Genomic DNA, 15,804 nt, shown 5'->3' with positions numbered 1-15,804 from the left:
TCTTCTTACCGGTCTGCATATATAATTTCTTTCAGTTTGATATAGAGGTTATATTTGTTGAAGTAGATTTCTTTATTGACCGTTGATAACGGGGCTGGTGCCGCAATAATCTTTTTGATATCTTCAACAATGGAAGGGCTATCCAGATCAATTAGCCTGAAATAACGCTCATCATAGATCTCACTGATATTCGGGGCACCATTATAAATAGGTATCGTATTGCACAAAACACAATCGACAAACTTTTCAGTGACATAGTTCTTTTCATTTGAATTTTCTATGGCAATGGAGTATTCATAAGGAAGCAAACCTGTAAACTTATACTCCAGTGCGCCTTTAAATCTTCTGTCATGACGCTCCAGACGTTTTCCATAAATATCAATATCCAGGTCTGAGGCAAGCAATTTATCTAATACACCGATACGTTTATGATAATTTCCCTCTGGTTTATTGAGATAAGAAACAATCATAGATACTTTACGTTCCTTTTTTGTATTCGCCATCGCATCAAAAAAAGCATAAGGTACATGATCATGGTAAAACATATAAGCTGGTGTAGTAATCACCTCTCCCCCGATGTGCAGCTGATGGGCCTGCTCAAATAAGTCCGGATCATGAACCAGGACATAGTCACTATGCAATAAGAAATCAATATACTCGTGCGCCTTACTCCAGGATGGCTCCTGGATAACCGTAATGACTTTCGCTTTTTGATTGACAGGTTCATCTGTCCTGTTAAATACCACCGCGTAATCATAATCATTAGCAATGGTAAAACTCAGGTCAGTATCATTAATCCTATAATTTGCCTTAAACCTTCTTAAAAGGTTTTCTGAGCCCTCATAATTGGAAAGAAATTTGATCTTCATAAAATCTTATTTTAAACAAACCCTAAGATAGAGAATGCTTAAAACAGAAATACTGTACAGCGCATTTTGGGACATCTGACCCTAAGGCACAAAAAAACCGGTTCGGGGATCCGAACCGGTCAGGTCAATTATATAGTTAATAAAACTTAAACTAACTGAACATTAATTGCGTTAAGACCTTTACGGCCTTCTTCTACATCGTAAGTAACTTTGTCGTTTTCACGGATGCTAGCCATAAGGCCTGTTGAATGAACGAAGATTTCACTATCACCATTAGCTGGTACAATAAATCCGAAACCTTTAGTTTCATTAAAAAATTTTACTACTCCTTCTTGCATTGTATTATTATTAAAATATTTACAAATGTACTTATATATTTCTAGATCTTGTTAAAAAGAAGAATTATATTTTCAAATCAGGACATCCATATGATTTTTCTCTCCTTAAAAACACAGGAACCCAGCCCATTAAACATACTAAATTCAGACATGAACAGGGTCTAAACCGGGTAAGACCATTTTGGTATTACAGTTAAAGAACCTTTCGTAAATAATGTTCCCATTTTTAACTTCAAACACCCAGGATTCGTTTAAAGAACTCATGCCTGCATTTTTAAGCGTCACATTCATGATTAGCCTGAAGCAGAAATATTCCCCAATGACCAGTGGATTGGAAATTTCAGTTTCATGAAACTCTTCTACATATTCCAGCATATATTCTGGTTTGTTCATCTGGAAATTTTCTCCCTCCAGTTTTCTGGAATGTAAAAAACCTGGATCATGAGTTAATATCCCATCCGGATAAAATTCCTTTATGGCCTCATCATTTCTGCCTTCCCGCCAAAGCCGGATAAATTTATCGGCAACTTCCTGAGTGTTCATTGTCTTTAATTTTGATAAATACTTGATTTCTTAGTTGAAAATACAAAAGAAATATTAATCCACAAATAAATGATAATCAATTAGATAAGATATTTTAAACAGTTTTTTTGCTATTACGTTTTAGATTCTTCTAAATCGAAAATAGATGCATTTGTAACATTTTCGAATATTTCTCATTGCGCACAATTTGATATAATAATGTCGGTTCCGATTGTGTCTTCCGTAGTTAAAGCGGTTAATGTATCCCATTAATATAATCCTAAAGCTATTTCAATCTGGTTATCTTTAATCAGGTCAAGTCTGTCAAGTTGCTGCGCCATGTAAATACTGGTTAACCTCCCTGTTCCTTCTACTGCAACATACGGTCCTACCTTATCTACCGCCAAAAGAGTGATTCCCTGTAATTTCACCTCTTTATTCTTCAGTGAACCATAGATCTCGGTTACCCGCGAATCGAGGAAGGGTACGTCCCTGATATTTCTGGCAGCATCTGCGACAAGGAAAGAGCCAGCCGTGTTTCTTTGCCAGCCCGGTAATTGCAGGGTATAAACCAGATCCAGATCGGATTTATTGATTTCAAGCATAGCACTATACCATTTAATATGTAAAGACATAGAGTCTACAAGGTTCTGTTTGAACTCCAGTACCTGAGCAATCGCTTCTTTCTCCAGATAATGATTGCCAGATAACAACATATCCATAGTCTCTTCCCTGCCCGAATTGTAAAGAGGCCTATAAAACTCGGAATAGACTTCCCCTATTGCCCATCTCCGGAGTACTTCATGCCGGTCAATTTTCTCTATTAGTTTCATTGTGTTTGTTTTTAGGTTCTATAAGCTATACTGAGTGTTTTTACCAGGTAAAATCAACTTTCTCAAATAATTTGGGGGTTCCCATTGTAGTTGGCAGCTCAACTACATTAATGAAAAAACTGGTTTCCCCCATATAAAGGGGAACCCGGAAAAGCGTTGGTTCTTCAGGCTCTTCTTCTGTCTTTTTTGGTGTAACATCGAAGGTTATCCTTCCGTAACTGAGCTGAAATAAAATACGGTCCCGGCCATAAGCTACAGGTACATATTCCAATGATTGCATCCTTTCAGCCAGGTCAGGGAGAATCCATCTGACGGGGTTAAAATAGAGTACATAAAAGATATCCGGGAGGTATAAAAACTGGTGATTAAAGAACTCCCCCAGCCGTTCATCCTCAGCTAATTTTTTTGGCATAAAATAGACATACTGAGGAATAGAATTTTCGGAATAAGGATACATCAAAACACCGTCGACAGTCTCCAAAACACGGCTCCTGGCCTCTGCATAGGCTAAAAAAGACAACATACTACTCATAGTGGATCTTTGGTTTGTAAATAGTTTTTACGGTTAGTTACAAGTTACAAAGAAATTGAAAGGGTAATCCGGAGAGGAGTTTTTTGGGACTTTTGGCCCTGAGATGAAGGATTCAGGATTTCTAAATTGGTATCAAATAGATCAATATGGAACAACCACTGGTAAGCTGTATAATGCCCACTGCCAACAGGCAAAAATATATTCCGTTTGCTGTCAATTATTTTTTACGGCAGGATTACACTCATACTGAATTAGTCATTGTAGATGACGGAAAAGAATCGATCGCATCCTTATTGCCTGACGATTCACGGATCAGTTATTTTTATGTTCCACCTTTAGGTACAATTGGGTTGAAACGGAATTTTGCCTGTGAAAAAGCGAAGGGAGAGATTATTGTCCACTGGGATGATGATGACTGGTATGCTTATGACTGGATCAGCCGGCAGGTAAATTTCCTGACCAGCTCTGGAGCAGATATTTGCGGGATCAAACACATTCACCATTATGCTGCGCTGATGAATGAATTCTGGCAGGGAGATGCTCATAACAGGAATAATCCCAGCTCAAAGCCATTTCTGGCCGGAGCTACACTGGTGTACTGGAAATCATTCTGGGAGAAACATCCTTTCAAAGATTTGCAAAAGGGTGAAGACGAAGACCTGGTACAAACCCCTGGGGCGAAAATATTTGCCCACGATTACATCGATGGGTTTATAGCGATGTTACATCCCCATAATACGACTGTTAAACCCTTCGAAAACAGTAAACATAAAAAGAATCATTAACCAGCTCCTGATAATTTTCGGGATATTTGTGGTATACTACCTACACCTACTTATGAAAACATATTTATTTCTTTTCCTGGCTATCATTTCTGAGATTATAGCCACCACGGCATTAAAAGCCTCAGAAGAGTTTACAAAACTATGGCCCTCTGTTATTGTTGTCCTGGGATATGGGGTAGCATTCTATTTCCTGAGCCTGACTTTAAGGAAAATGGATCTCGGAATTGCCTATGCCATCTGGTCGGGCGTTGGCATTGTCCTGGTTACAACTCTTGGAGCGGTATTTTACAGACAGAAACCTGATCTGCCTGCTGTGATCGGTATTCTGCTCATCATCATTGGTGTAATCGTGATTAATTTATTTTCAAAAAATGCAGGTCATTAAGGTTAACTATACGTAACCCAGCCTTCGGTCATCCGGTGGTTCCACTTCTTTTCATGATAATAGAATTCGTTGGACGTCAAGATATTTTCCTCGTCTGTCTGCTGATCCAGGATACATTTATCCAGATGATCTACAACAGATGAGGAAACTAATGCATGTCTAAGATTTAAAGCCGCTAAAGTATTTGAATAATCATTATCAGCACACCAGAACTGATAATTTTCATCGAGTTTCCCAGTAAGCCTGAAAACATCCCGTTTCAGGAACAGGCACCATCCGGCAACTTCAAATCTGCTGCGATACCCCGGGTATAGTCCGTTATTTTCCTCAAATCCCATTTTAGGATGATGAAATGAACAAAAAGGGGATGCACTGGACAGGTCATAGTATTTATGGAAAGTCTTTAGCATCTCTGAAGCCCATCCGGCATGAAAATGCAGATCATGGTTACATAAACAAACGTACTTTGACGAGGTCATCTCTATCCCCATATTCATATAACGGTGATAACCATATTTTGTCTTTGGATATATAGTGGTTGTATTTAAATATTGAAAGGGGGCCATTTGTTGGTGTGCTTCTATGACTATCACATTGAACTTAATCAATGCCGGATCCTCAGAAGTCATTAAAGAATGGATACATTCTTCAGTAATATGTTTTAACTCATCATTTGTTGCCAAGCTTAAAATGATGATATCGATTTCAGTTCTGCTCTTCATAAGTTTTTGACCTGTATTTGTTATTTCAAGTTACAAAGAAAAAAAACATGTTATTCACAACCACTAATTTCGGGACATTTGACCCATTTTTCGTATTTATTAAAGAAGGTGAGCTTATGTTACACCTGACCCTGTTTACCGGGCCTTCAATGAATTAAATTAGAGATAAAACAACGCTCATGGCAAGGCTTATCAAAATCATCCTATTTTTAGTGTTATCTGCAGTAATTGCTGATCTTTGCATTTATATATACAGAATCGATCAGCAACCTGCTCCTCATAAAAATGTAAATCCACATTCCGTATATACAGGACATTAACTCAGTATAATCTCTTTGAGTTTAGTGTAAAGGTTATATTGATTAAAATAGATGGCTTTATTACCCCCGGAACCAGGTGCAGGTTTCGCAATGATTTCATTAATATCCCGGATGATATTGGAACTATCCAGGTCTATGGTTCTGTAATAATGCTGGTCATAGATCTCTGAAATGTTTGGTGCACCATTATAAATTGGTGTGGTATTACATAAAACACAGTCTATAAATTTTTCTGTGATATAGTTTTTTTCATTCGAATTCTCTATGGCAATAGAATACTCGTAAGGCAACAGTCCTTCGTATTTGTTTTTCAATTCGCCTTTATACCTTCTGTCCTCAATGTTTAAACCTCTGCCATAAATATCAATATTCAGATTAGATTCCAGTATTCTAATCAGTACTTCTATACGTTTACGGTAATTGCCATAGCTAAAATACAAGCCTGATACTATCATAGATAGCTTCCTGCTTTTTTCAACTTCCTCCTTTCCATCATAAAAGGAATGATCCAGATGATCATGATAAAACATATAAGAAGGGGATTCAATAATCTGACCTCCAAGTTTCAACTGGTGTGTTTGTTCAAATAACCCAGGCTCATGCACAATGATGTAATCACTATTGGTCAGAAATACCTTATTTTGATGGGCATCACTCCATGAGGGCTCCTGAATTACTGTGATTATTTTAGCTCCTGGCCTGATCGGATCTTTTGCTCTGTTAAATACAACAGCAAAATCATAATCCTCATCAGTAGTAAACGTTAACAACTCATCAGTTACAATATAATTTGCCCTGAACCTTCTCAGCAGGTTTTCCGAAATCTCATAATCAGAGAAAAATTTAATCTTCATCATTTTATATTTTTTAGTATTCCTAAGGTAAAAATTAGCTCGTTTAATTATGTACCAGCCACGATTATGGGACTTTTGACCCTATCATTCGGTGTGAATCCTGTATAAATTGTGCTAAAAAAACAGAAAGATGAATTCACCAATGGTATCCTGTATAATGCCCACAGCTAACCGCGAAAAGTTTATTCCCTTTGCGATTGCTTATTTTTTAAATCAGACTTATCGGAATAAGGAGTTGATTATTGTCGATGACGGAAGAAAATCAGTGGCTCATTTAATACCTGACCATCCGAATATCAGATATATCTATACGGAGCCAATCGGTACTATTGGTCTGAAACGCAATTACGCTTGTGAGCTGGCGAATGGAGAAATTATTGTCCATTTAGATGATGATGACTGGTATGCAGAGGACTGGATCAGGCATCAGGTTAATACATTAATTGATTCGGGCGCTGATATGTGTGGTATACAGCATATCCATTATTATTCTATTATCATAGATAAGCTCTACACAGTGATCAGACAGTTTCAGGGGATGCCTAATCCCATGAACTGGGTAGCAGGTGGCACGCTCGCTTACTGGAAATCTTTCTGGGAAAAGCACCCTTTTAAAGATCTACAGATAGGAGAAGATGATGACTTTATTCAGAATTCGGGGGCTAAACTCTTCATTCATGATTACATGGATGGTTTTGTAGCTCTTTTACATCCGCATAATACGGTCATCAGAAATTTTGAAAACCCAAAACATAAAGCTTTAAAATCATGAAAATCAAATTAATACATCCACTGATTTCCTGTATCTGTATTACACAGGGCAGGCCATTGTTACTGCTTAAAGCAATTGTCAGTTTTGACACACAAAACTATCCTAACCGGGAGCTGGTCATCTCCTACCCGAAACAGGACATAGAAACCAAGAAACTTATAGATAGTATTCTGGAATTATCAGATATGAGGATTCTCAGAATAGAACGTGAAGAAAATGAGTCATTAGGCACGGCGAGAAATAATGCTATTGAGAAATGCAACGGAGATTATATTTGTCTGTGGGACGACGACGACTGGTACCATGCCCGAAGATTAGCCCATCAATATAACACTATGCTGGTCAATGGTCAGTTCAGAGATGCCAGCATATTAACCCGTGTGATGCTGTTTGATGCAACCACTCAGAAAGGGTACCTATCATTCCCCTATCTCTGGGGCGGAAGCCTTTTGTGCAAAAAAGAACATATGCTAAGAAATCCATTTGCAGACAGTGATGTTGCTGAAGATGCTCCGGTAATCAAATATCTGGAGTCCAACAAACTCTTACATTACATCACAGACAGCGCCTATCTTTACCTTTATGTATATCATGGAAAAAATGCCCTGAGTTATTTCCATTTCTGCTATTATCTGAAGAAAAGCGAGCAACTGGACAAGGAAAGCACTGACTGGATACGTAATCTTTTAGATGTTAAAGTAGAGGTTTTACCTTCTTGATACCATAAAACCAGCCTTATCATCTCAAACGGGTTGCCCAGATTGGATAAGGCTGGCCCTCTCTTATAAAATCCAGAAAATAGGTTTCATCCGGGATGATCTCTGACTGATAAGTTTTACGCAGAATGCTAAATATACTCTGATCATGACGATGATCAATAAAATCTGCGTACTGAGCGGTATCATCCTTATCATCTGTAAACAACAAAGGGTTTTCACATAAAGCTTCATACCATTTATTGATGAGCATAGTGGCATGCGAACACTTCCTCAGCATAATTACGGTAGCCATTAACTGATTGGAATGGATGAGTTCTTCTGCTGACCCGAAATGATCAAACACTTCGCGTTTAGTATATTCTATCTCTTTATGCGGCAGTTCAAATCCTATGCATCCACTTTCGGATTCCATAAGCAGTTCTATATATTCATTAAACCGGTCTACACCATTGCTATTAATCAAACATCCTGCATCGCAATAAATCAGAATATCATCATCGTCCAGAGTTTCCAGTACTCTTCGTATCAGGTAGGGCTTCCATATCCAATAGCCCCCGCCCCTTCCCTGTTTCAGAACATTGTGAAAATGTTTACTGAATGATGGTTCAATATCTTCAGGGCCGAAAATAGTGACCTCGTCAAAAAATAAAGAGGCTAAGGCCGTTTCTCTAAAAAACTCTTTTTGTGATGCATATTTCACATCGCCGTAACTAATTAAATATATTTTCATATTATCATTGTTTTCTCATTTACAACAAATTACACAAAAGAGGGAATCTAGTTTTATAGCATTAATGAAACCCATCCTTCGCCAGTTCGATGTTTCCATTTTTTTCCCAGATATACTCCCTCCATTTCCGTTAATTCATTTTGTCTTTCCGGAGTCTGCAATTTTAAGGTCTTATTTTCCAAGTGATCGACTATGGAAGAGGTCACTAAAACATGATTTAATTTTAATACCCAGAGTGTATTTGCATAATCATTATCGGCGCACCAGAATATATAATTTTCATCCAGTTTACCCATTAAACGCAATATATCCCGCCTAAAAAAAAGACACCAGCCAGAAACTTCATATCTGATCCGATAGCCCAATTTCAAACCATCATTCATCTTAAAGCCCATTTTAGGATGATGTACAGAACAGAATGGAGAAGCACTGAAAACATCCTGAAACTGATGAAATGGTCGCAGTATTTCAGTTGCCCATCCCGGATGAAAAATCAGGTCATTATTACATATACAGATAAAAGGTGCTGAAGTCATATCTATACCTATATTCATATATCTGTGATAACCGAATTCCTGCTCTGGATAAGTGGTTATACTATGTTCGTATTGATACGGCTGCATTTTTTTCTCCGACTCAACAACTATAATATTGAATTTGATCTGGTCGGGATTCTCTGAGGTAACCAATGAGTTAATGCAGTTTATAGTGGTATTTTTTAATTCTTCAGTTTGCCCATAACTTAAAATAACAATATCAATTTCTATTTTTTCTTCCATCATTGTAATTCATTTACGACAAGTTACTAAGAAATTGAAATGCACAATAAGGGATCAGTTTTTTGGGACATATGACCCTGCGCCAAGAGATTAATGCTGTATAAATTAGTTCATCACTAAAATAAGACAAGATGAATCAACCATTAGTGTCCTGCATTATGCCGACAGCCAACAGACAAAAATATATTCCTTTTGCACTTAACCACTTTTTAAGTCAGGATTATAAGAACACTGAACTCGTCATTATAGACGACGGAAAAAATTCTATTGCTCCATTACTACCTGATGACTTACGCATTAAATATTATTACACAGAACCATTGGGGAGTATCGGTGCCAAAAGAAATTATGCCTGCAATATGGCTGAGGGAGAAATAATTATGCATTGGGATGATGATGACTGGTATGCCAATGACTGGATCACCAGGCAAGTAGAATATCTTTCTTCTTCCGAAGCAGATATCTGCGGAATAGAACATATCCATTTTTTTTCACCCGTGACAGATACTTTATGGGTTGGCACAGCTATGAATAGAAATAATCCGTCCAACCCCAATCAATGGTTAAACGGAGCAACACTGGCTTACTGGAAATCATTCTGGATTACGCACCCATTTAAAGACCTTCAATCAGGTGAAGATGACAACTTCATTACCAAATCCGGGGCTAAAGTTTTTGCTCACGAATATATAGATGGATTTGTAGCCATTTTACATCCTCGAAATACAACGGTTAAATATTTCGAAAATCCAAGGCATAAAATGCCGAAACAATAACATTTATTTATGCCGCTATTTTTTGGGACATATGACCCTATTTGCAGCATCCGCTTTTTTCTAATTTTAATTTAAACATTAGAATTTCGTTATGGCTAAATCATGGTATGCTTTTATCAGAGGAGAAGACCCTACTAACGTCCAGAACTACTTCAGGATAACAATAAAACACAGTTGCTTATGTGGTACTAAAATTTGTGCAATATATGCTACCGACAATGGTATCCACCCACTGGAACCATTGTCTAAAAATATCCAACAATATATCAGTGACGCACTAACTACTACACAGTTACAACCTGAATTCCCTTATAACACTAAGAAATATGTGTATCTAAAAGATTAAAATCTAATTTCTCTGATTATGGAGTTGACTTATCCGCTGATTTCTTGTATTTGTATTACAAATAACCGCCCTTCATTACTAAAAAGAGCCATTTATTGTTTTGAACTGCAAAATTACCCTAATAAAGAGCTGGTGATTTCTTACCAAAAAAAAGACACCAAAAGCCGGCTTATCATTGAAACGGCAAAGCAAAATGAGGCATTAAAGATTCTACAGATTGAGCGTCCGGTTACGGATTCATTGGGTGAAGCAAGAAATCATGCAGTTTATAAATGTACAGGAGACTTTGTCTGTATGTGGGATGATGATGACTGGCACCATACCAGCAGGTTATCTTATCAATTTAATAGTCTGAGAGCTATCAGTCAATATTATCAGGCCAGTGTTTTGTCACGTATCTTATTATACGATACTACTACGAAAAAGGCATACTGCTCATTCTCTTATACCTGGGACGGAACTATTCTGTGCAGAAAGGAAATATTATTACAAAATCAGTATGCAAGCAGAGATCGGGGTGAAGATACTCATGTGATTACATTTTTATCAGCAAGAAAACTTTTGTACAAAATTGAGGATGTTCCTTTTTTATATATCTATGTCTATCATGGTGAAAATACGTGGAACTATGCACACTTTGAAAACTTCATGAATAAAAGCCAGCTATTGGATGAACAAACAACAATAGGCATTCGCAAGGTATTAAATGACCAAATATAATCCATTCATAATATATTTCGGGACATCTGACCCTGTCAATGGGATGATGTTTTAGCTAATTTTAAGAACACAATACGGGAGAAACCGAAAACCCTGAACAGAGTAGGTTTACACTAAAATTTTTTAGTTCTTTTTTAATCAAAAAAACAAAAAAACATGGGAAAATGGAAAAAATACGAGAACAAGGGATGGTACTGTTATAACGGTGTCGGCGATCCTTATCATGCTTCAAGCTATAGAAGAGTAAATAATAAACCGGGTGGTGAAACTGGCAAATTTATATGTGCAATTTATGCTGGTAACGGTCATGTCACACCTCATTCTCCTTTATCAGCTAATATTCAGCAATATATCGCTGAGGCTATGGTATCTGGAGGATCACAACCACCACATCCCAGAGTACGTGAAAAATGTTTTGTTTATGTAAGAGATTAAGACAAACCAGACCGTTTAACATATAAATTATTTCATAATGAATCAACAACCACTTGTATCCTGTATAATGCCTACGGCAAACAGGCAAAAATTTATTCCTTTTGCCATTGATTATTTTTTACAGCAGGATTATCCAAATGCAGAACTTGTCATTATTGACGATGGTATAGAATCAGCATCGTCACTTATACCTAACCATCCAAAAATCAAATATTTCTACACCGAACCCCTAGGTACTATTGGTATTAAACGCAATTATGCCTGTAAAAAAGCCCAGGGAGAAATCATCATGCACTGGGATGATGATGACTGGTATGCCGACGATTGGATCAGCAAACAAATAAATGCTTTATTAACCACTGATGCAGATATAACAGGGTTAAACAAAGTGATATTTTATTCTCCCTCTGTCGATAAACGCTGGATGTATGAAGACAGCGATATGGAGAAACCCTGGTTATGTGGCGCCACTATGGCTTATAGAAAATCATTCTGGCAACAGCATCAATTCATTGATATACAGGTTGGCGAAGATTATGATTTTGTATGGAACTCGGGGGCAAAAACTTACGCACTGGATTATACGGAAGGCTTCGTTGCACTTTTACATGCCCATAATACTAGTATAAAGCCTATCGAGAATCCCAAGCACAAAAAACATGCCTCTACCTGGAAAGAACCTACTAATGAAGAAAAATAATGAGTTCTCCTTATGTATCTTGTATAATGCCAACAGCAAACCGGCCAAATTTTGTGGCTTTAGCTGCTGATTATTTCCTTAACCAGGACTATAGAAATGTTGAACTAGTCATTATTGATGATGGAAAAGAGTCAGTAAGATCGATACTACCGGATCACCGCCGTATCAAATATTTCTATGTTGACCCTATTGGAACTATTGGAAAAAAAAGGAACTATGCCTGTGAAAGAGCTAGTGGTGAAATTATTATGCACTGGGATGATGATGATTGGTATGCTCATGACTGGATCAGCAGACAAATTGCTGCTTTAACCCAATCTGATGCTGATATTTGCGGACTAAATCAGATCTTATTTTTCTCTCCTCTGGTTAACAAGTTCTGGAACTATGCAAATAAAGATACAGAACGTCCCTGGCTTGCCGGAGCAACAATGGCTTACAGAAAATCTTTCTGGAAGGATCATCCTTTCAAAGATATCCATATTGGTGAGGATTATGATTATATATGGAATACCGGCGCAAAAATTCATGCTCACGATTATACAGATGGCTTTATTGCCACTTTACATGCCGGAAATACAACTCTAAAGCCATTTGAAAAACCAGGTCACAAGAAACATGCAATACGATGGATGGATGTCAAATATGAGGGGAAAACCGAAAACCCGGAAAAGAGTAGGTACAATTATTAAAAATTACATTATATGCCTTGGTATCAATTTATTAACAATGAACTCGATATTTGCGATCCAGACAGTTATCAGGTTTTAGAAAAAGCACCGGAAACTGTCAACGGTCCCTACTTATCTGCTATTTTTGCTGATGAACTTCCTGATGACCCGGAACGAAGACCTGATCTGGAAGGCACGCCAGGCTTACTGTTTTATATAATCCGTGCTTTGGCAAAAGGTAAGGGGCAGCCATCATCCAACTTCCCTCCCGTTCCATTAGAAGTTAGAATGTCCGCCACCCCTACTAATGGGAAAGCCAGAGAAATCAGCCAAATTCAGAATGAGGCGTCATTATAAATATGTCTCTGATTAAATTCTCCATCTGGTAAGCTAATTTGTACTAAGCTACTATGGATGCAAACAATGGCTATCAGCCACTTATTTACCTATTAAATGTGTAGTACGATATTATTAGCTGTAAATAAATTATAGCTAATAATATCGTACTACACATTTAATCTTCCCTCCTTTAAAATCGCTATTAATCTAACTGGAAATCAAATCATCATATTCCAAATAAAATACTGACTTACAGTATGTGACTTTTGGCCCTAGTAGATCAAAAGGGATTGAGTTAACTTAGTAGTATGGTTAACAGATCATCTATTATGGCATCTAGAGGTCACAATAGATAGTCCATTGAAAACGCAAATACTGTCTGCAGCAGCCGCATTCTTTAATGGCCAATTCACCTGGCAACAGGAACAAGGGAGAAACCGAAAACCCTAAAAAGAGTAGGTTTAATTTTAAAGTTTTCTGATGTTTTTTGATCTATAAAAACATCCTAATATTATGGCAAAGACTTGGTATGCCTACGTTGGTGGAACAGCTGGTGATCCAACACTAGCTAGAAATTACAGCAGAATAGCTGGTAAACCTGGATGTGATAGCGGTGCTTTTGTATGTGCTATTTATGCTCCAGACGGAGGAATTGCTCCAATATCTCCATTATCAGGAAATCTTCTGACTTATATTGCAAACGGACTTTCAAATCTGGTACCTGAACCACAGTTACCAATCGGAACTAAATATTTCGTTTACATGAAAGCGAGTTCATAGTTGATGATATCTTCGGTCGCGACTCTTGCAATAACAACATCACAAACAATTCAGTGAATATTTTAAGGATATTTTATTTTTAGCATCATCATTAATTAACAATACTAGCTGTTCTTTTTATTGTAAATATCAATCCTTATAGGGGGGATGCCGAAAACCCCAACCAGAGTAGGTTTAACTTAAAGTTTTCTAATGTTTTTTGATCTATAAAAACATTCCAATAATATGGCTAATTTTTGGTATGCATATAATGGTGTAGGCGATCCTACACTGGCATCTAGCTACAGTAAGATTACAGGTGCACCTGGTTGTTTAAATGGCCCAACAGTTTGTGCCATTTATGTTCAAGGAGGAACCTTTCCTGTATCACCTCTGCCAGCAAATATATTACAGTATATTGCTGATGGACAGGCAAAATCGGTTGCACAACCACAATTACCTGCTGGATCTAAGTTTTTCGTTTATCTGAAATCATAGTTCCCTAATTCTAGTTACTACAGGAGAATTTCGCCTGTAGTAACTAATTCAAGACAAAGCGGGTTTTAATAAATCATTTGTTACACTAAAGTTTTCTAATGTTTTTTGATCTATAAAAACATTCTAATAATATGGCTAATTTTTGGTATGCATATAATGGCGTAGGCGATCCTACGCTCTCGTCTAGCTACAGTAAAATTACAGGTGCACCTGGTTGTTTAAATGGGCCAACAGTTTGTGCCATTTATGTTCAAGGAGGAACCTTTCCTGTATCACCTCTGCCAGCAAATATATTACAGTACATTGCTGATGGACAGGCAAAATCGGTTGCACAACCACAATTACCTGTCGGATCTAAGTTTTTCGTTTATCTGAAATCATAGTCCCCTAATTTTAGTTACTACAGGAGAGATTCTCCTGTAGTAACTAATTCAAGACAAAACTGATTTTAATAAATCATTCTTCACATTACTTTAATTCATATCCTTGACTATAAATACAAATACTTAAAGGGAGAAGCCGAAAACCCTGAACAGAGTAGGCTTGTCTTAAAGTTTTCTAATGTTTTTTGATCTATAAAAACATCCTAATACTATGGGGTTAAATTGGTATGCCTACATTGGCGGAACAGCTGGTGATCCGACACTAGCTAGAAATTACAGCAGAATAGTTCATGGTAAACCCGGATGTGTATTTGGCGCTTTTGTATGTGCTATTTATTCCCTGGGGGGAATGATAACTCCATATTCTCCACTTACGCCTAATATACAAACTTATATAGCAAATGGACTTGCAAATTTGGTACCTGAACCACAGCTTCCAGTCGGATCTAAACCTTACGTTTATATGAAGCCATCTTCTTAAAAAACGTTCAATAGTACTCAATAAAAGAAAAGCTGATAAACAAATATCTATTGATATTTTAATATTTTCAGTATAGATATTATAATTAACAGTAAACTCATCTTCCTGACCATAAATACAAGTACTTAAAGGGAGAAGCCGAAAACCCCGAACAGAGTAGGCTTAACTTAAAGTTTTCTGATGTTTTTTGATCTATAAAAACATTCCAATATTATGGCAAATGCTTGGTATACCTATAACGGAACGGGTGATCCTACACTGGCATCTAGTTATAGTAAACTCACTGGTAAGCCTATATGCCTCTCAGGTACAGTAGTATGTGCTATTTATGCTCCCGCTGGTGGACTTTTCCCATTTTCACCTCTGTCTGCAAACATATTATGTTACATTGATGACGGGCTTTCGACACTTGTTCCACAACCACAATTACCTGCCGGAACTAAATATTTCGTTTATATGAGACAACCATAGGTCCTTAATTATACTAAAACCACCTTTACCCCTGCATGTGTTAATGGCGCTTTTGTATGTGCCAT

Annotated in this window: 25 protein-coding genes; 16 read left to right on the top strand and 9 right to left on the bottom strand. The window is 37.2% G+C overall.

Annotated elements, in window-relative coordinates:
* Positions 1 to 5 precede the first annotated feature (5 nt).
* The 5 genes from HDF25_RS18955 to HDF25_RS18935 all read right to left on the bottom strand — a co-directional run bounded on the left by HDF25_RS18955 (position 6) and on the right by HDF25_RS18935 (position 3,094).
* Entirely contained in the window at positions 6 to 869 is an 864-nt protein-coding gene (locus tag HDF25_RS18955; RefSeq protein ID WP_184627663.1) for a glycosyltransferase family 10 domain-containing protein, read from the bottom strand.
* Positions 870 to 1,015: 146 nt separating this feature from the next.
* Entirely contained in the window at positions 1,016 to 1,207 is a 192-nt protein-coding gene (locus tag HDF25_RS18950) for a cold-shock protein (RefSeq protein WP_068396992.1), read from the bottom strand.
* Positions 1,208 to 1,351: 144 nt separating this feature from the next.
* Positions 1,352 to 1,750 carry a SnoaL-like domain-containing protein gene (locus HDF25_RS18945; protein ID WP_184627661.1) on the bottom strand — a complete coding sequence of 133 codons (399 nt, stop codon included), beginning with the start codon at positions 1,748 to 1,750 and terminating at the stop codon, positions 1,352 to 1,354.
* A 248-nt stretch (positions 1,751 to 1,998) separates the two neighbouring features.
* A complete protein-coding gene (locus HDF25_RS18940) occupies positions 1,999 to 2,562 on the bottom strand; it encodes a hypothetical protein (protein ID WP_184627659.1) in 564 nt (187 codons plus the stop codon).
* 40 nt (positions 2,563 to 2,602) lie between these two features.
* A complete protein-coding gene (locus HDF25_RS18935; RefSeq protein ID WP_184627657.1) occupies positions 2,603 to 3,094 on the bottom strand; it encodes a hypothetical protein in 492 nt (163 codons plus the stop codon).
* A gap of 146 nt (positions 3,095 to 3,240) precedes the next feature.
* On the opposite strand from HDF25_RS18935, the gene HDF25_RS18930 reads away from it, so the two are divergent.
* Together HDF25_RS18930 and HDF25_RS18925 are read left to right on the top strand one after the other, a co-directional pair.
* Complete coding sequence (locus HDF25_RS18930; RefSeq protein WP_184627655.1) at positions 3,241 to 3,879, top strand: glycosyltransferase family 2 protein; 639 nt, start codon at positions 3,241 to 3,243, stop codon at positions 3,877 to 3,879.
* A gap of 52 nt (positions 3,880 to 3,931) precedes the next feature.
* Positions 3,932 to 4,264: a DMT family transporter gene (locus HDF25_RS18925; RefSeq protein ID WP_184627653.1), complete on the top strand. Its 333-nt coding sequence runs from the start codon at positions 3,932 to 3,934 to the stop codon at positions 4,262 to 4,264.
* A gap of 2 nt (positions 4,265 to 4,266) precedes the next feature.
* Here the strand turns inward: HDF25_RS18925 and HDF25_RS18920 are convergent, their stop codons facing one another.
* Complete coding sequence (locus tag HDF25_RS18920; RefSeq protein WP_184627651.1) at positions 4,267 to 4,986, bottom strand: glycosyltransferase family 2 protein; 720 nt, start codon at positions 4,984 to 4,986, stop codon at positions 4,267 to 4,269.
* Positions 4,987 to 5,302: 316 nt separating this feature from the next.
* On the bottom strand, positions 5,303 to 6,163 hold the full coding sequence (locus HDF25_RS25745) for a glycosyltransferase family 10 domain-containing protein (protein ID WP_221450955.1): 861 nt from the start codon (positions 6,161 to 6,163) through the stop codon (positions 5,303 to 5,305).
* Between the two features lie 127 nt (positions 6,164 to 6,290).
* On the opposite strand from HDF25_RS25745, the gene HDF25_RS18910 reads away from it, so the two are divergent.
* Positions 6,291 to 6,932, top strand: coding sequence for a glycosyltransferase family 2 protein (locus tag HDF25_RS18910; protein WP_184627650.1), 642 nt, complete (start codon positions 6,291 to 6,293; stop codon positions 6,930 to 6,932).
* Entirely contained in the window at positions 6,929 to 7,651 is a 723-nt protein-coding gene (locus HDF25_RS18905) for a glycosyltransferase family 2 protein (protein ID WP_184627649.1), read from the top strand. Before HDF25_RS18910 ends, HDF25_RS18905 begins: the two co-directional genes overlap by 4 nt.
* A 19-nt stretch (positions 7,652 to 7,670) precedes the next feature.
* Here the strand turns inward: HDF25_RS18905 and HDF25_RS18900 are convergent, their stop codons facing one another.
* Positions 7,671 to 8,381 (bottom strand): hypothetical protein, encoded by a 711-nt coding sequence (locus HDF25_RS18900; protein WP_184627648.1) that lies wholly within the window; start codon positions 8,379 to 8,381, stop codon positions 7,671 to 7,673.
* A 53-nt stretch (positions 8,382 to 8,434) separates the two neighbouring features.
* Positions 8,435 to 9,163, bottom strand: a complete 729-nt coding sequence (locus HDF25_RS18895) for a glycosyltransferase family 2 protein (RefSeq protein ID WP_184627647.1) — start codon at positions 9,161 to 9,163, stop codon at positions 8,435 to 8,437.
* A gap of 128 nt (positions 9,164 to 9,291) precedes the next feature.
* On the opposite strand from HDF25_RS18895, the gene HDF25_RS18890 reads away from it, so the two are divergent.
* The 12 genes from HDF25_RS18890 to HDF25_RS18835 all read left to right on the top strand — a co-directional run bounded on the left by HDF25_RS18890 (position 9,292) and on the right by HDF25_RS18835 (position 15,739).
* Complete coding sequence (locus HDF25_RS18890) at positions 9,292 to 9,936, top strand: glycosyltransferase family 2 protein (RefSeq protein WP_184627646.1); 645 nt, start codon at positions 9,292 to 9,294, stop codon at positions 9,934 to 9,936.
* Positions 9,937 to 10,027: 91 nt separating this feature from the next.
* The gene (locus HDF25_RS18885; RefSeq protein ID WP_184627644.1) at positions 10,028 to 10,282 is read left to right on the top strand and encodes a hypothetical protein; all 255 of its coding nucleotides are present in this window, start codon (positions 10,028 to 10,030) and stop codon (positions 10,280 to 10,282) included.
* 18 nt (positions 10,283 to 10,300) lie between these two features.
* A complete protein-coding gene (locus HDF25_RS18880; protein WP_184627641.1) occupies positions 10,301 to 11,002 on the top strand; it encodes a glycosyltransferase family 2 protein in 702 nt (233 codons plus the stop codon).
* A 156-nt stretch (positions 11,003 to 11,158) separates the two neighbouring features.
* Positions 11,159 to 11,437, top strand: a complete 279-nt coding sequence (locus HDF25_RS18875; protein WP_184627639.1) for a hypothetical protein — start codon at positions 11,159 to 11,161, stop codon at positions 11,435 to 11,437.
* Positions 11,438 to 11,474: 37 nt separating this feature from the next.
* Entirely contained in the window at positions 11,475 to 12,137 is a 663-nt protein-coding gene (locus HDF25_RS18870; protein ID WP_184627637.1) for a glycosyltransferase family 2 protein, read from the top strand.
* A gap of 26 nt (positions 12,138 to 12,163) precedes the next feature.
* On the top strand, positions 12,164 to 12,829 hold the full coding sequence (locus HDF25_RS18865; RefSeq protein WP_184627635.1) for a glycosyltransferase family 2 protein: 666 nt from the start codon (positions 12,164 to 12,166) through the stop codon (positions 12,827 to 12,829).
* A 12-nt stretch (positions 12,830 to 12,841) separates the two neighbouring features.
* Complete coding sequence (locus HDF25_RS18860; protein ID WP_184627634.1) at positions 12,842 to 13,165, top strand: hypothetical protein; 324 nt, start codon at positions 12,842 to 12,844, stop codon at positions 13,163 to 13,165.
* A 495-nt stretch (positions 13,166 to 13,660) separates the two neighbouring features.
* Positions 13,661 to 13,927, top strand: coding sequence for a hypothetical protein (locus HDF25_RS18855; RefSeq protein ID WP_184627632.1), 267 nt, complete (start codon positions 13,661 to 13,663; stop codon positions 13,925 to 13,927).
* 225 nt (positions 13,928 to 14,152) lie between these two features.
* A complete protein-coding gene (locus tag HDF25_RS18850; protein WP_184627630.1) occupies positions 14,153 to 14,404 on the top strand; it encodes a hypothetical protein in 252 nt (83 codons plus the stop codon).
* A 131-nt stretch (positions 14,405 to 14,535) separates the two neighbouring features.
* Positions 14,536 to 14,787 carry a hypothetical protein gene (locus HDF25_RS18845; RefSeq protein ID WP_184627628.1) on the top strand — a complete coding sequence of 84 codons (252 nt, stop codon included), beginning with the start codon at positions 14,536 to 14,538 and terminating at the stop codon, positions 14,785 to 14,787.
* Positions 14,788 to 14,998: 211 nt separating this feature from the next.
* On the top strand, positions 14,999 to 15,268 hold the full coding sequence (locus HDF25_RS18840) for a hypothetical protein (protein ID WP_184627626.1): 270 nt from the start codon (positions 14,999 to 15,001) through the stop codon (positions 15,266 to 15,268).
* 213 nt (positions 15,269 to 15,481) lie between these two features.
* Positions 15,482 to 15,739 carry a hypothetical protein gene (locus tag HDF25_RS18835; RefSeq protein WP_184627624.1) on the top strand — a complete coding sequence of 86 codons (258 nt, stop codon included), beginning with the start codon at positions 15,482 to 15,484 and terminating at the stop codon, positions 15,737 to 15,739.
* Positions 15,740 to 15,804: the final 65 nt, after the last annotated feature.

It is taken from the genome of Pedobacter cryoconitis (assembly GCF_014207135.1).
Taxonomy (GTDB): Bacteria; Bacteroidota; Bacteroidia; order Sphingobacteriales; family Sphingobacteriaceae; genus Pedobacter; species Pedobacter cryoconitis_D.
Note: the sequence above shows the minus strand (reverse complement) of the source record. Positions and strands in the feature narration are given on the sequence as shown.

Coding starts and splice junctions, on each gene's coding strand:
- HDF25_RS18955 (WP_184627663.1), bottom strand. CDS start 869: ATGAAGATCAAATTTCTTTCCAATTATGAGGGCTCAGAAAACCTTTTA.
- HDF25_RS18950 (WP_068396992.1), bottom strand. CDS start 1,207: ATGCAAGAAGGAGTAGTAAAATTTTTTAATGAAACTAAAGGTTTCGGA.
- HDF25_RS18945 (WP_184627661.1), bottom strand. CDS start 1,750: ATGAACACTCAGGAAGTTGCCGATAAATTTATCCGGCTTTGGCGGGAA.
- HDF25_RS18940 (WP_184627659.1), bottom strand. CDS start 2,562: ATGAAACTAATAGAGAAAATTGACCGGCATGAAGTACTCCGGAGATGG.
- HDF25_RS18935 (WP_184627657.1), bottom strand. CDS start 3,094: ATGAGTAGTATGTTGTCTTTTTTAGCCTATGCAGAGGCCAGGAGCCGT.
- HDF25_RS18930 (WP_184627655.1), top strand. CDS start 3,241: ATGGAACAACCACTGGTAAGCTGTATAATGCCCACTGCCAACAGGCAA.
- HDF25_RS18925 (WP_184627653.1), top strand. CDS start 3,932: ATGAAAACATATTTATTTCTTTTCCTGGCTATCATTTCTGAGATTATA.
- HDF25_RS18920 (WP_184627651.1), bottom strand. CDS start 4,986: ATGAAGAGCAGAACTGAAATCGATATCATCATTTTAAGCTTGGCAACA.
- HDF25_RS25745 (WP_221450955.1), bottom strand. CDS start 6,163: ATGATGAAGATTAAATTTTTCTCTGATTATGAGATTTCGGAAAACCTG.
- HDF25_RS18910 (WP_184627650.1), top strand. CDS start 6,291: ATGAATTCACCAATGGTATCCTGTATAATGCCCACAGCTAACCGCGAA.
- HDF25_RS18905 (WP_184627649.1), top strand. CDS start 6,929: ATGAAAATCAAATTAATACATCCACTGATTTCCTGTATCTGTATTACA.
- HDF25_RS18900 (WP_184627648.1), bottom strand. CDS start 8,381: ATGAAAATATATTTAATTAGTTACGGCGATGTGAAATATGCATCACAA.
- HDF25_RS18895 (WP_184627647.1), bottom strand. CDS start 9,163: ATGATGGAAGAAAAAATAGAAATTGATATTGTTATTTTAAGTTATGGG.
- HDF25_RS18890 (WP_184627646.1), top strand. CDS start 9,292: ATGAATCAACCATTAGTGTCCTGCATTATGCCGACAGCCAACAGACAA.
- HDF25_RS18885 (WP_184627644.1), top strand. CDS start 10,028: ATGGCTAAATCATGGTATGCTTTTATCAGAGGAGAAGACCCTACTAAC.
- HDF25_RS18880 (WP_184627641.1), top strand. CDS start 10,301: ATGGAGTTGACTTATCCGCTGATTTCTTGTATTTGTATTACAAATAAC.
- HDF25_RS18875 (WP_184627639.1), top strand. CDS start 11,159: ATGGGAAAATGGAAAAAATACGAGAACAAGGGATGGTACTGTTATAAC.
- HDF25_RS18870 (WP_184627637.1), top strand. CDS start 11,475: ATGAATCAACAACCACTTGTATCCTGTATAATGCCTACGGCAAACAGG.
- HDF25_RS18865 (WP_184627635.1), top strand. CDS start 12,164: ATGCCAACAGCAAACCGGCCAAATTTTGTGGCTTTAGCTGCTGATTAT.
- HDF25_RS18860 (WP_184627634.1), top strand. CDS start 12,842: ATGCCTTGGTATCAATTTATTAACAATGAACTCGATATTTGCGATCCA.
- HDF25_RS18855 (WP_184627632.1), top strand. CDS start 13,661: ATGGCAAAGACTTGGTATGCCTACGTTGGTGGAACAGCTGGTGATCCA.
- HDF25_RS18850 (WP_184627630.1), top strand. CDS start 14,153: ATGGCTAATTTTTGGTATGCATATAATGGTGTAGGCGATCCTACACTG.
- HDF25_RS18845 (WP_184627628.1), top strand. CDS start 14,536: ATGGCTAATTTTTGGTATGCATATAATGGCGTAGGCGATCCTACGCTC.
- HDF25_RS18840 (WP_184627626.1), top strand. CDS start 14,999: ATGGGGTTAAATTGGTATGCCTACATTGGCGGAACAGCTGGTGATCCG.
- HDF25_RS18835 (WP_184627624.1), top strand. CDS start 15,482: ATGGCAAATGCTTGGTATACCTATAACGGAACGGGTGATCCTACACTG.